Here is a 12,784-nt window from a genome sequence, read left to right as displayed (position 1 = left end):
CACTCTCCTCGGCCGCCGTCATGGCACCCCTCCGTGTGATTGTCCGAGGGGGCCGGTAAGGACGGGGTAACGGTTACCTGTGAATCACCCGTCCTGCCGGACCCGGGCGATGAGCAGGGCCACGTCGTCGTGGTTGTCGGGCTGGTGCAGCGTGCGCAGCAGCAGGTCGCAGACCTCCTCCAGCGGGCGTTCCGGGTCGTCCAGCAGGGTGAGCAGCATGGCGAGGCGCTCGTCGAGGGAGTGCCGGCGCGTCTCCACCAGGCCGTCGGTGTAGAAGACCAGCTGGTCGCCGGGGCACACCTCGACGGTCGTGGTGGAGAAGGCGACCCCGCCCACGCCGAGCGGTGCGCCGGTCGGCAGGTCTAGCAGCTCAGGCGGCCGCCCGGCGCGTACCCGGACCGGCGGCAGGTGCCCGGCGTTGGCGATCCGGCACTGGCCGTACCGCGGGTCGTGCACGGCGTACACACAGGTCGCGATGGCCTCGTCGAGGCCGGAGGTGATCTTGTCGAGGTGTTCCAGAAGCAGCGCGGGATCGAGGTCCAGCGAGGCCAGGGTGTTGGTGGCGGTGCGCAGCCGGCCCATCGTCGCGGCGGCGTTGATGCCGCTGCCCATCACATCGCCCACGACCAGCGCCGTCTTGCCGTCCTCCAGCGGGATCACGTCGAACCAGTCGCCGCCGACCTCGCTCGTGGCGCCGGCCGGCTGGTAGCGCGAGGCCACCTCGAGACCACCGGTGAGCCGCGGATGGCTCGGCAGCAGGCTGCGCTGCAGGGTCAGGGCGGTGTTGCGGGCGTTCTGGTACCAGCGGGCGTTGTCGATCTGCACGGCGGCCCGCGCCGCCAGCTCCCGGGCCAGCAGCAGGTCGTCCCGGCTGAAGGGCAGCGGGTTGTTGGTGCGCTTGAGGTCGAGGGCGCCGAGCACCTCGCCGCGCGCGATCAGCGGGACGGCCAGATAGGAGTGCACGCCGGCCGCCTCCAGCAGTTCCGCGGCCTCGGCGGAGCGGGCGATGCGCGGCAGGTTCTCCGGCCGCACATGCGCCATCATGACCGGCCGGCCGGTGCGCACGCACTCGGTGACCAGCCGGTCCGGGCCGTACCGGGCGATCTGTCCCGGCGGGTCGGCCGCCCGCAGCGCCTCCGGGGCGTCACGCGCCTGTACGGCGAGCGCGCGGATCACCGCCGCCTCGGCCGGGCCCAGGCTGCTGCGCCGGCCCTCCACGACCGCCTCCAGCAGGTCGACGGCGGCGATGTCGGCGAGTTCCGGCACGGCCACGTCGGCCAGTTCGTGAGCGGTGCGGTCCAGCTCCAGCGTCGTACCGATCCGGGCGGAGGCGTCGGCGATCACGGCCAGCCTGCGGCGGGCGGCCTCCGCCTCCACGCTCGCCTGGTACTGGTCGGTGATGTCCACGACGGAAGCGGCCACACCGAGCACGTTGCCGACGGCGTCCTCCAGCCGGTACAGGGAGATCGTCCAGGCGTGTTCCTCGTCGAGGTCGGCCGGGGTGCGGCCCACGATGGCCTGGTCGACCACCGGTTGCCCCGTCGCCAGCACCCGGCGCGCCGCCGACTCCAGCGCGTCCGCGTCCAGGTCCGGCAGCACCTCGCGCAGCCGGCGGCCCAGGTGCTCGTCGGCGGGCAGGCCGTTGATGCGCTCCAGGGCCGGGTTGACCGACACGAACCGCAGGTCGATGTCCAGCACGGCCAGGCCGATCGGCGACTGGGTGACCATCCGCGTCGACAGCGCCACGTCCCGCTCCAGGCGGCGCACGGTCGACCGGTCGGCGCACAGCCCGAGTGCGTACACGTCGCCCCGGTCGTCCAGCAGGCGCATGTTGCGGAACTCCACCAGCCGCGCGGTGCCGTCCTTACGCCGGACGGGGAAGGCGCCGGCCCAGCTCCGCCCGGTCTGCATGACGTCCGCGAACAGCTTCACGACGAGGTCGACGTGCTGCTCGTGCACCATGATGTGGGCCGCGTACCGGCCGAGTGCCTCCTGCGCGGAGTACCCGAACAGCTCCTCGGCCTGCGGGCTCCACAGCACCACCCGCCCCTGCGCGTCCAGCACCACGGAGGCGACGTTCAGCACGTCGAGGAGTCCGCTGGGCTGCACCGGTCCGCCCGGCGGCGGGTCGCCGTCGGTCACGGGAGATCTGGCTGACGTCATCCAGGTACCGCCTCCGCCCGTCCGTGCGGCACGCGTTCCCCCGTGCCGACTCCCCATTTTGTACCGCGCACAATCCTTTCTCCTACGCCTTGCGCCCTCACTTCCACCATCCCCCAACACGGCCGGAAACGTCCGGCGGACGCAGCGGGGCGCAGCGTGTCCCCGCGCGGGCGCAGCGTCGCCGGACCGACGGAATGCGTTTCGCGTTCTTGGTCTGTACATGACCAGCAGGCGCCGCCAGACTGTGCGCGACCACCCCCTGACCGAGGAGTCGGCCCATGCCCCCACGCACCGTCCGGCAACGCTGTCGCACCGTCCTGACCGGCCTGGTGGCCCTCACCTTCGTGCTGTGCGGCGCCCCGCATGCCACGGCCGCGGACACCTGGAACGAGGTCGGCTCCGACCGCGCCGACCCGCTCGCCGAGAGCCAGGGCCTGGCCTCGATCGAGGTCCCCGCCGGCAGTCCCAATCGCTACACCGGTCTCGGCACGGTCCCGCTGAGCGTCTCCGGCCGGGGCTGGAACCATGTGGGCGACCCCGATGCCTCCTACGACGGCCACTACGTCGAGCCGTACCAGCGGGACTCGGGCGACGCGAAGATGTTCCGGGTGCAGGCGCCGGGCGGCGGCTGGTCGGAGTACGTCCACACGCTGAGCCCGGGCGAGGCCCTGAACAACTCCTGGGTGGCGATCAGCCCGGACGGCCAGTGGATGCTCACCGGGGAGTGGGGCACGATGACCCGGCTGCTGGTCCTCCCCACGCCCGGCGTCAACCCGTCCACCTCGCCCTCGGCGAACCTGCCGCAGGCCGCGACCGTCCGCCTCGACCACGCCGTCCGTGACGTCCAGGGCTGCGACTTCGTCACCTCCACCCGGCTGCTGTGCGCCTCCGACGACCCCGAGGGAACGCTGTTCGGTGTGACCAAGCCGCTGCTGCAGATCGACCTGTCCGCCGCGCCGAACGGCACCGCCGACGTGAACGGCCAGGTCAGCGCGCTGCGCCAGCTGCCCCTGCGCAGCGCCTGCTCCGGTGGCTTCGAGGCCGAGGGCGTCGACTACGACCGGCGCACCGGCACCCTGCGCGTCATCGTCGTCTCGCCCGGCTTCTGCGTGCTGACCGACAGCAAGACCTACCGCCTGGTGCGCGGCTGAGGCCGCGGGCCCGTTCCGGCCGCCGGTGGCCCTTTGGTGGCCCGCACCGGCGGCCGGTGCTTTTCTTGGGTGTGGGGGAGCGGCACCGCGGGGACCCGTCCTGCCGCAGCGCGGTCATGGAAGGAGCAACGCATGCACCAGCACATGGACAACGAGCAACCGCACCCGCACTCGGTCACGGTGGAGATCAGTGACTGCCCCAAGGAGGACGCCCGGATCGTCTTCGATGCGCTGTGCGGGTACTTCGAGTCCGACCGGTGCAGTGAGGACGTACCGGAGCAGTTCTCGCAGGTCCGTCCGATGGTGTGGCTCGGCACGTTCGACGTCCACGACGCCCACGAGGGGGCCGGCGGGGTCCGCCCCGGACGGCTGAACGGCGCCGTCACCGCCGACGTCCAGGGCGGCTACTGGGCGATCGACCGCTTCCGCGAGACGCTGGGCGACCTGTTCACCGTCCACGACCTGAGCCACGCCTCGGGCGACCAGGAGCGGGAGCTGCACGTCCGGCTGGAGAACAGGTGATACCGGCCACCTCGTTGTGCAACTAGTTGCATAAAGGCTCGCGGGTCCTCTAGAACAGTGCGCAAGACACCGCGCACGGAGGGCCCGATGAGCCGTTACCCGCACCTGCTGAGCCCGCTCGACCTGGGATTCACCACGCTGCCCAACCGCGTCCTGATGGGCTCGATGCACGTAGGCCTTGAGGAGGCCGAGCGGGGCTTCGAACGCATGGCGGCCTTCTACGCCGAGCGTGCCCGCGGCGGCGTGGGCCTGATCGTCACCGGCGGCATCGCCCCCAACGACGAGGGGCGGCCGTACGAGGGCGGCGCCAAGCTGACCACCGACGCAGAGGCCGACCAGCACCGCCAGGTCACCGAGGCAGTGCACCGCGAGGGCGGCAGGATCGCCCTGCAGATCCTGCACTTCGGCCGCTACGCCTACCACCGCGACCTGGTCGCCCCGAGCCCGGTCCAGGCCCCCATCAGCCCGTTCCCGCCGCGCGAGCTGACCGACGCCGACATCGAGCGCACCGTCGACGACTACGCCCGCACGGCTCGTCTGGCGCAGCAGGCCGGCTACGACGGCGTCGAGATCATGGGCTCCGAGGGCTACCTCATCAACGAGTTCATCGCCGCGCAGACCAACCAGCGCACCGACCGCTGGGGCGGCTCCTACGAGAACCGCATGCGCTTCCCGGTCGAGATCGTGCGCCGGGTGCGCGAGGCCGTCGGCGAGGACTTCATCGTCATCTACCGGCTCTCCATGCTCGACCTCGTCCCCGGCGGCTCCACCCTCGACGAGGTGATCACCCTCGCCAAGGCCGTCGAGGCGGCCGGCGCCACGATCATCAACACCGGCATCGGCTGGCACGAGGCCCGCATCCCCACCATCGCCACCTCCGTGCCCCGCGGCGCCTACACCTTCGTCACCAAGAAGCTCATGGGCGAGGTGTCGATCCCGCTCATCACCACCAACCGCATCAACACCCCCGAACTGGCCGAGCAGCTGCTCGCCGACGGCGTCGCCGACATGGTCTCCATGGCCCGCCCGATGCTCGCCGACCCGGAGTTCGTCAAGAAGGCCGCCGAGGATCGCGCCGATGCCATCAACACCTGCATCGGCTGCAACCAGGCCTGCCTCGACCACACCTTCGGCGGGCTGATCACCTCCTGTCTGGTCAACCCGCGCGCCTGCCACGAGACCGAGCTGGTGCTGTCCCCGACCCGGCTGGCCAAGCGCGTCGCGGTCGTCGGCGCCGGCCCCGCGGGCCTGGCCTGCGCGGTCTCCGCCGCCGAACGCGGCCACACCGTCACCCTCTTCGACGCCGCCGAGGAGATCGGCGGCCAGCTCAACGTGGCCCGCAAGGTCCCGGGCAAGCAGGAGTTCGACGAGACCCTGCGCTACTTCCGCCACCAGCTCGACGCCCACGGCGTGGACGTACGCCTGGCCACCTGGGTGGACGCGGACGACCTCGCGGACTACGACGAGGTCGTCGTCGCCACCGGTGTCACCCCGCGGACCCCGGACATCCCCGGCGTGGACCACCCCCGCGTCGTCGGCTACCTCGACGTGCTGCACGGCGGCGCCCCCGTCGGCGACCGCGTCGCGATCCTCGGTGCGGGCGGCATCGGCTTCGACGTCGCCGAGTACCTCACCGACAGCGGCGACCGGGCCAGCGAGGACCCGGCGACGTACTTCCGGCACTGGGGCGTCGACCTGGACTACCGGGCCCCCGGCGGCCTCGCCGCACCGCAGCGGCCCGCCCCGCCGCGCAGTGTGCACCTGCTCCAGCGCAAGACCAGCAAGGTCGGCGCCGGCCTCGGCAAGACCACCGGCTGGATCCACCGCACCGAGCTCAAGCACCGCGGCGTCACCATGGTCCCGGGTGTGGCGTACGACCGGATCGACGACGCCGGGCTGCACCTGACCGTCGACGGCGAGAGCACGGTCCTCGAGGTCGACACCATCGTCCTGTGCACCGGCCAGGACCCGCGCCGGGACCTGTACGACGCGCTGGTGGCGGCGGGCCGCAAGGCGCACCTGATCGGGGGCGCCGACGTGGCCGCCGAACTGGACGCCAAGCGGGCCATCAAGCAGGGCACGGAGGTCGCCGCCGCCCTGTAGGAGCGCGGCGCGTCCCTAGGATGGCCCCATGTCCCTGCCGCACGCGATCCTCACCGCCCTGCTGGAGAAGCCGTCCTCCGGGCTGGAGCTGACCCGCCGCTTCGACAGGTCGATCGGCTACTTCTGGTCCGCGACGCACCAGCAGATCTACCGCGAGCTGGGACGCCTGGAGTCCGAGGGGTACATCCGCGCGCTGCCGAGCGAACAGCCGGCCCGCGGGCAGAAAAAGGCCTACGAGGTCCTGCCCGCGGGCCGCGCCGAGCTGCAGCGCTGGACGGCCGCGGCGCAGGACCCGAGGCCGCTGCGCGACGTCATGCTGCTGCGGCTGCGCGCCGCCGCCGTGGTCGGCACCGCCGGCCTGGAGGACGACCTGCGGCGCCATCTCCAGCTGCACGAGCGTCAGTTGGCGGAGTATCTGGAGATCGAGCAGCGCGACTTCCCGCCCGGTAAGGACGGGCCTGAGGACCGGCTGCGCCACCTCGTGCTGCGGGCCGGGATCGATCTGGAGACCTTCTGGACGCGATGGCTCGCGCACGCGCTGGCGGAGTTCGACGCCCTCGAGAAGGCCTGCGGACCGATCATGGACGACACCTCCGTCACGGACGGTACGTCGACGACCGACGGCGGCGCGTCGGTCACAGACGATGCGGCCTCGAGCGACGGCGCAGGAACCACGCCGCCCCGATGACACCGCCGCCCACCAGGGCCGCGCCCACGCCCATCGTGACCGGGCCGTAGTCCCGGGCCGCGCCGCCGAGGCCGCCCATCACTCCGCGCGACGGCGAGGACGACGGCGTGGAGCGGACGGTGGGCACGACGGGCGTGGAGACGATCACCGACTGGGTGCCGGCGGTGGTGTTGTTGGCGCACATCACGATGACCGTGTAGGTGCCTGGAGAAACGTTGGACCAGGCGGCGGACTGACTGACGCCGGTCCCCGAGAGCGCCACCTGGCGGCCCTGGGCGAAGCTCGCCTGGCTGCTGTTGAGCAGCGCCGCCGTGCCCCAGCTGCCGTTGATCTGGGTGCAGGCGCTGGTCAGCACGGACACGGTGGACCCGGTCGTGCTGACGGAGATCCCCGTGCCCCGGGCGGTGGCCGGTCCCGCGGCGGTCAGGGCGAGCGGCAGGGCGGTGGCGGCCGCCACGGTCAGGCCGTGGCGTCTGAAGAAGTGAGAGTTGCGCATGGGGGTGTCCTCCGGCGGCGGCACGGTTGGCGGTACATCCCTTGCGCCGCCGAGGATCGGGAACGCCCGTGCTGCCTCAAGGGGCAGCCAACGTTCCCCGGCGCGCAGGCGCATGCGGACGGCACCCGGTCAGGTGACGGATTCCCACCGACGGCCCAGGTCCGCCCGCCGGTCACCGGCCGGCGCCCGTCGTCACCACCCGCTCCGCCGACCAGCCGCCCCAGGTGCCGTCGGGCAGCCGGCCCCGCAGTCGCAGCCGGTGGCGTACTCCGGGCTCCACGCCGGCGTAGAAGCTGTAGTCCGCCCTCTTCCGCGGCGCGTCGGCGCCCCACACCAGGGAGGTCGCCGTCCGCCCGTCGAGCTGCAGCTGGTACTCGCCGACCGTCCCGTCCGTCCGCGGCGGAACCCAGGACAGGTCCAGGTAGTACGCGCCGTCCGCCTCATGGCTCGCCACGCGGAAGGCGGCGGGCGCGGTGTCCCGGCCGTCGTCCGTGCCGGGGGCCGTGGTGAGCCGGAGCGGGCCGGCGGCGGGGGAGAGGTTGTCGGCCGCGTCCCGCGCCCGCACGGTGAAGGCGTACCGGGTGCCCGGCCGCAGCCCGGTCACGACCGTCGCCGTCTGCGCCCCGCCCACGCTGTGGATCTTCACACCGCTCTGGTAGACGTCGTACGACACCACCTTCCGGTCGTCGCGGGCGGCCGTCCAGGACAGCTGGACCGCCGTGCTCCCGGCGCTCCGGCCGGTCAGCCGGCCCGGCCGGGCCGGCGGCGAGCGGTCCGCCGCCGAAGCGGCCGGGGTCGTCACCGCGACCTCCCGGCTGGGCGGCCCGAGCCGGCCGGCCCGGTCGCGGGCGCGTACCGAGAAGACGTACGTCGTGGCCGGCCGCAGCCGGACGACGTCCACCATGTGCTCACCGGCCGGCACGTCCGCCACCTTGGCGCGGTCGCGGTACACCTCGTAGACGCGGACGCCATCGGCCGCGAGGACGGCGTTCCACATGACATGCACGCTGGTCGCGCTGCCCGCGGTCGCCGTGACGGCGGCCGGCGCCCCCGGCAGCGCCCCGCTCTCGCCGTCGTCCGTGCCCGCCCACCCGCAGGAGGCGACCAGCAGCAGGATCACCGTGTACAGCACCACGCGTCGCACGACGAGCCTCCCGTGTCGGCCGCAGAGCAGGACGGCAAAGGTCCGGACCAATACGCTCACCATGGCACCGGTGACGCGTACTCATCAAGGGTGTGGTGCCCCTCGGCGTATGCGGTCGGCCGCAGGTTGGGCGCCGGTGTCCTCGCGGCCGTTACCTATGCTGGGCCTCCGCGTGGCCGAACTCTCCTGGAGGGCTCCGGAGTTCATGCCGCGGGCGCGGATCGCTGTCGTCGCTTTCCCGCGCCGGACGGGGGCGGCCGGGAGGCCGGAGCCGACGCAGGCCCGGTCTCCCGGCGCCTGGCGGGCCGTCAGAGGCCGTGCACCGTACGGCCCCGTCCGGTGGCCGCTGTCCGGCACCCGCCCCAGATTGGCTGAGTGACCGTCACCGCCTCCCACGAGAGGGTCCCTCCATGGTGCGTGTCCCGTCGATGACGCTGGCCGCGGCCGCGCTCGTCCTGCTGGCCCCGGCGCTGCCGTCCGCCGCCGCACCGCGGCCGCCCGCCGCGGGTCCCCGCGCCCCCGTGTCCATGCGGCCGCCGGGCGCCGTACGCGCCGCCGAGCTCCTCGCCCGGGCCCGCTCCTGCGTGCCCGTCTCCCGCGGCCGCTACCGCACCGACGACGACACGCCTCCCACCGTCCCCGTGTGCGGCACCCGCGACGCCGTGATGTGGACCGCGGACCTGGACATCGACTGCGACGGGCGGCCCACCCCGCGCTGCAACGGCGACACCGACCCGTTCTTCGCCCAGGCCACCGCCTTCGCCCAGGCCGACGGGCGCTACCCGAGCGCCGAGACGCTGCCCTACATCGTCGTACCCGCGCCGAGCGCCCGCTGGGACCACCGCAGGGACGGGGTGCGCGGCGGCTCGGTCGCCGCCGTCGTCCACCGGGGCCGCGTCCAGTACGCCGTCGTCGGCGACATCGGCCCGAGCGACATCATCGGCGAGGCTTCATACGCCACCGCGCGGGCGCTGGGCATCCGCGCCGACCCGCACGGCGGCGGCACACCCTCCGGGGTCACCTACATCGTCTTCAAGGACTCCGAGGTCAAACCCATCGAGGACCGCGCAGCCGTGACGGCCGTGGGGGAGCGGCTGGCGCGGCAGTTCGTACGGGGTGGACGCGGGGCCGGCTGAGGGGCGTGCCGAGGCTCCCGGGAGCCTGCTTGGCGGCCGCGGGCCGAGAGCGGACCCCGGCGACTCGGAGCCCGCGTATGCCGTCGGGGGCGGGCCGGCCTTGCTCAGCCGTCGCACCGAGGACCACCGAGCCGTGACCGCCCCCGGGGCTCACACCTTCCGGTAGTCGTACGCCTCCTTCGCCGCCGCCTCCACCGCGTCCAGGTCGGCGCCCGTCGCCGCCGTGACGACCGCGGCGACCGCGCCCTCGACGAACGGCGCGTCCACCAGGCGGGAACCCTCGGGGAGTTCGTCGCCCTCCGCGAGGAGCGCCTTCACGGTCAGCACGGCGCTGCCGAGGTCGGTGAGGAGAGCTACCCCGGCGCCGCGGTCCACGGAGGCGGCCGCGGCGGCGATCAGCTCGGCGCTGGTGCCGAGCCCGCCGCCCTCGGTGCCGCCGGCCGGGGCGACCGGCACCGCCGCGCCACCCCCCGACAGCGACTTCGCCAGCTTGGTCACCGACTCCGCCACGTCGGCGCTGTGGGACACGAGGACGATCCCGACCAGCTTGTCGTCACTCACCGTGCGCCTCCACGAGGGCCGCGATCAGCAGGGCCGCCGAGGTCGCCCCCGGATCCTGGTGTCCGATGCTGCGTTCGCCGAGATAGCTGGCCCGGCCCTTGCGGGCCTGCAACGGCGTGGTGGCCTCCGCCCCCTGCTCGGCGGCGGCCCGTGCCGCGGCGAAGCCGTCACCGAGCGCGTCGAGGGCCGGGACCAGCGCGTCGATCATGGTCTTGTCGCCGGGCGCCGCACCGCCCAGCGCCATGACGGCGTCCACCCCGGCGCGCAGCGCCTGCGCGAACTGCTCCTCGCTGACCTCGGTGGCGTCGCCGAGCGTCTTGCCGGTACGGCGCAGCAGGGTGCCGTACAGCGGGCCCGACGCGCCGCCGACCTTCGAGATCAGCTGCTTCGCCGCCAGCATCAGCACCGCACCGGGCGTGTCGGGCGACTCCTCCTGCAGCGCGGCGGTCACGGCGGTGAGGCCGCGCTGCATGTTGATGCCGTGGTCGGCGTCCCCGATGGCCGAGTCGAGTGCGGTGAGGTGTTCGGCCTCGCGGTTCACGGACGCGGCGGCCGCCGTCAGCCAGCGGCGGAAGAAGTCGGCGTCGAGCACGTGATCTCCTTGCGTGGTAGGGGTGTGGCCAAGGGTTTCGCTCACCTGCTGATCACCGTGTCACATGCCCCAGCGCAGTCCCGGCGTGCTCACCGGCGCGTCCCACAGCCGCAGCAGTTCCTCGTCGACCTGGCACAGGCTCACCGAGGCGCCCGCCATGTCGAGCGAGGTCACGTAGTTGCCGACCAGGGTGCGGGCTACGGCGACGCCCCGCGCGGCGAGCACCCGCTGCACCTCGGCGTTGAAGCCGTACAGCTCCAGCAGCGGCGTCGCGCCCATGCCGTTGACCAGGACGAGGACGGGGTTGCGCGGGCTCATGTCCTCGAGGATGGCGTTGACCGCGAAGTCCGCGATCTCCCCGGAGGTCATCATCGCCCGCCGCTCCCGCCCCGGCTCGCCGTGGATGCCGATGCCCAACTCGAGTTCGCCCGGCGGAAGGTCGAAGGTGGGGCTGCCCTTGGCGGGGGTCGTGACGGCGCTCAGGGCCACGCCGAAACTGCGGGAGTTCTCGTTGACCTGCCGTGCGATCGCCTCCACGCGCTCCAGCGGCTGCTCCTCGTCGGCGGCGGCGCCGGCGATCTTCTCCACGAACAGCGTCGCGCCGGTGCCGCGGCGCCCGGCCGTGTAGAGGCTGTCGGTGACCGCCACGTCGTCGTTGACCAGCACCTTCGCGACCTGAATGCCCTCGTCCTCGGCCATTTCGGCCGCCATGTCGAAGTTGAGGACGTCGCCGGTGTAGTTCTTGACGATGAACAGCACCCCGGCGCCGCTGTCCACGGCCGCTGCGGCGCGCAGCATCTGGTCGGGAACCGGCGAGGTGAACACCTCACCCGGACAGGCCGCCGACAGCATGCCCGGGCCGACGAATCCGCCGTGCAGCGGCTCGTGCCCCGAGCCGCCACCGGAGATCAGCGCGACCTTGCCCGGCACGGGGGCGTCCCGCCGTACGATCACCCGGTTCTCGACATCGACGGTCAGCTCCGGATGGGCGGCCGCGATCCCCCGCAGCGCATCGGCGACGACGGTTTCGGGGACGTTGATCAGCATCCTCATGGGTGCCTCCTTGAGGGACTAGCGGGTGGGCCCCTGACCTACATTTTTCCGGGTCAGGTGGGCGATGGCCAGTTATTGATCTCGGCGGTCCACGGCGGCCCCGGTCGGGTCTCGGCGGTACGGTTGCTGACTCCCTGCTGCCTTTGGTGACAGGCCGTCAACGCCTCCCTTCGGCGGTGCGCATCGTGCTGCATGTCCTGATGTCCGCAGTATCGGCCTTGTGCGCGAGAAGGTCACGTGCAACGCCTGACCTCTTGTGCTCTCGGACGGTGACCGTCTCTGCGTCCGGGCGGTCCGATGCAGAAAATCTACAATGCCGAGGTTCCGGGTCGAGCGTTCTGGAATGATCGCAGCGTGAGACCGAACTCGCCGGGGGAGCCCGTTGTCGTGCTTCCCCGGGCAGTCCGCATTCCTGCTCCCGGCGGTGGCCGGCTGTGGGCCGAACGCAGCGGCACCGGCAGCCCGGTGGTGCTGCTGCACGGTGCCGGCATGGACTCCCGCCTGTGGGACGCGATCGTTCCCGAGCTGGCCCGTCACCACGACGTGATCCGTTACGACGCCCGCGGGCTGGGACGCTCCACACCACCGGACAAGCCGTTCAGCGACGTCGCGGATCTGCGGGCCGTCCTTGACCACTTCGGTCTCCGTCGAGCCGCGTTGGCCGGCTTGAGCATGGGCGGGGAGACCGCGCTGGACTTCGCTCTCACCCATCCGGAGCGCGTCACCGCACTGGCCCTGATCGGTGCCTCGGTCAGCGGCCATGCCTGGCCGCGAAGCCCGGAGCTGTCCGCCTATGCCGAGGCCCGGCGCAAGCGCAGGACGGCCGCCCTGGCCGAGCTGGAACTGACGATCTGGGCTGCCATGGGCCGCACGGCCCCTGGAGGGGAGCTCATCGAGGCGATGGTCACCTCGAACGCCGAGCGACGAGTGGTGGGCGAACAGCACTGTGTCGTGTCCGCGGGCCGCGACGCCGAACCACACCTCGGAGAGATCGCCGCCCCGACGCTGGTCGTCCACGGCGGTCGCGACCATCCGGAGATCGCGGTGATCGCCGCACGACTTGTCAGCGACATCCCGGGCGCCCGCGGCGAGAGGATCCCGGACGCCGACCACTACCTGCCGCTCCGTACACCGGGACGTCTGGCGGAGCTGCTCCTGACGCACCTTCCCTGAAC

The 12,784-nt window shown here is 72.7% G+C and carries 11 protein-coding genes and 1 pseudogene; 6 read left to right on the top strand and 6 right to left on the bottom strand.

Annotated elements, in window-relative coordinates; genetic code table 11:
- Window positions 1–84 precede the first annotated feature (84 nt).
- The gene (locus tag ACF1GV_RS18815) at window positions 85–2,163 is read right to left on the bottom strand and encodes a SpoIIE family protein phosphatase (protein ID WP_391681948.1); all 2,079 of its coding nucleotides are present in this window, start codon (window positions 2,161–2,163) and stop codon (window positions 85–87) included.
- 278 nt (window positions 2,164–2,441) lie between these two features.
- On the opposite strand from ACF1GV_RS18815, the gene ACF1GV_RS18810 reads away from it, so the two are divergent.
- The 4 genes and pseudogenes from ACF1GV_RS18810 to ACF1GV_RS18795 all read left to right on the top strand — a co-directional run.
- Entirely contained in the window at window positions 2,442–3,314 is an 873-nt protein-coding gene (locus ACF1GV_RS18810; protein WP_391681946.1) for a hypothetical protein, read from the top strand.
- A gap of 144 nt (window positions 3,315–3,458) precedes the next feature.
- Window positions 3,459–3,836, top strand: a complete 378-nt coding sequence (locus ACF1GV_RS18805) for a hypothetical protein (RefSeq protein WP_391682934.1) — start codon at window positions 3,459–3,461, stop codon at window positions 3,834–3,836.
- An 87-nt stretch (window positions 3,837–3,923) separates the two neighbouring features.
- The gene (locus ACF1GV_RS18800) at window positions 3,924–5,939 is read left to right on the top strand and encodes an FAD-dependent oxidoreductase (protein ID WP_391681943.1); all 2,016 of its coding nucleotides are present in this window, start codon (window positions 3,924–3,926) and stop codon (window positions 5,937–5,939) included.
- 28 nt (window positions 5,940–5,967) lie between these two features.
- Window positions 5,968–6,498, top strand: a pseudogene (locus ACF1GV_RS18795) (PadR family transcriptional regulator); the annotation flags it as partial.
- 76 nt (window positions 6,499–6,574) lie between these two features.
- Here ACF1GV_RS18795 and ACF1GV_RS18790 read toward each other — a convergent pair.
- Both ACF1GV_RS18790 and ACF1GV_RS18785 read right to left on the bottom strand, forming a co-directional pair.
- Window positions 6,575–7,123: a hypothetical protein gene (locus ACF1GV_RS18790; protein WP_391681940.1), complete on the bottom strand. Its 549-nt coding sequence runs from the start codon at window positions 7,121–7,123 to the stop codon at window positions 6,575–6,577.
- Window positions 7,124–7,295: 172 nt separating this feature from the next.
- On the bottom strand, window positions 7,296–8,267 hold the full coding sequence (locus tag ACF1GV_RS18785) for a fibronectin type III domain-containing protein (protein WP_391681937.1): 972 nt from the start codon (window positions 8,265–8,267) through the stop codon (window positions 7,296–7,298).
- Between the two features lie 413 nt (window positions 8,268–8,680).
- On the opposite strand from ACF1GV_RS18785, the gene ACF1GV_RS18780 reads away from it, so the two are divergent.
- Window positions 8,681–9,403, top strand: a complete 723-nt coding sequence (locus ACF1GV_RS18780; RefSeq protein ID WP_391682931.1) for a glycoside hydrolase family 75 protein — start codon at window positions 8,681–8,683, stop codon at window positions 9,401–9,403.
- A gap of 150 nt (window positions 9,404–9,553) precedes the next feature.
- On the opposite strand, the gene ACF1GV_RS18775 is transcribed toward ACF1GV_RS18780, so the two are convergent.
- The 3 genes from ACF1GV_RS18775 to dhaK are packed head-to-tail and all read right to left on the bottom strand — an operon-like array spanning window position 9,554 to window position 11,609.
- Window positions 9,554–9,964 carry a PTS fructose transporter subunit IIA gene (locus ACF1GV_RS18775; RefSeq protein ID WP_363266051.1) on the bottom strand — a complete coding sequence of 137 codons (411 nt, stop codon included), beginning with the start codon at window positions 9,962–9,964 and terminating at the stop codon, window positions 9,554–9,556.
- Window positions 9,957–10,556: a dihydroxyacetone kinase subunit DhaL gene (gene dhaL, locus ACF1GV_RS18770; protein ID WP_391681934.1), complete on the bottom strand. Its 600-nt coding sequence runs from the start codon at window positions 10,554–10,556 to the stop codon at window positions 9,957–9,959. Before dhaL ends, ACF1GV_RS18775 begins: the two co-directional genes overlap by 8 nt.
- Window positions 10,557–10,616: 60 nt before the next feature.
- The gene (dhaK, locus tag ACF1GV_RS18765) at window positions 10,617–11,609 is read right to left on the bottom strand and encodes a dihydroxyacetone kinase subunit DhaK (RefSeq protein ID WP_391681931.1); all 993 of its coding nucleotides are present in this window, start codon (window positions 11,607–11,609) and stop codon (window positions 10,617–10,619) included.
- A 387-nt stretch (window positions 11,610–11,996) separates the two neighbouring features.
- Between dhaK and ACF1GV_RS18760 the strand changes: the two genes are divergently transcribed.
- On the top strand, window positions 11,997–12,782 hold the full coding sequence (locus tag ACF1GV_RS18760) for an alpha/beta fold hydrolase (protein ID WP_391681928.1): 786 nt from the start codon (window positions 11,997–11,999) through the stop codon (window positions 12,780–12,782).
- Window positions 12,783–12,784 lie beyond the last annotated feature (2 nt).

This window comes from Streptomyces sp. NPDC014006 (assembly GCF_043088925.1).
Taxonomy (GTDB): Bacteria; Actinomycetota; Actinomycetes; order Streptomycetales; family Streptomycetaceae; genus Streptomyces.
This window is presented reverse-complemented; position numbering and strand designations above follow the sequence as displayed.

Excerpts from the sequence above, each read along its gene's own strand:
- ACF1GV_RS18815 (WP_391681948.1), bottom strand. The coding sequence starts at position 2,163 with ATGACGTCAGCCAGATCTCCCGTGACCGACGGCGACCCGCCGCCGGGC.
- ACF1GV_RS18810 (WP_391681946.1), top strand. The coding sequence starts at position 2,442 with ATGCCCCCACGCACCGTCCGGCAACGCTGTCGCACCGTCCTGACCGGC.
- ACF1GV_RS18805 (WP_391682934.1), top strand. The coding sequence starts at position 3,459 with ATGGACAACGAGCAACCGCACCCGCACTCGGTCACGGTGGAGATCAGT.
- ACF1GV_RS18800 (WP_391681943.1), top strand. The coding sequence starts at position 3,924 with ATGAGCCGTTACCCGCACCTGCTGAGCCCGCTCGACCTGGGATTCACC.
- ACF1GV_RS18790 (WP_391681940.1), bottom strand. The coding sequence starts at position 7,123 with ATGCGCAACTCTCACTTCTTCAGACGCCACGGCCTGACCGTGGCGGCC.
- dhaK (WP_391681931.1), bottom strand. The coding sequence starts at position 11,609 with ATGAGGATGCTGATCAACGTCCCCGAAACCGTCGTCGCCGATGCGCTG.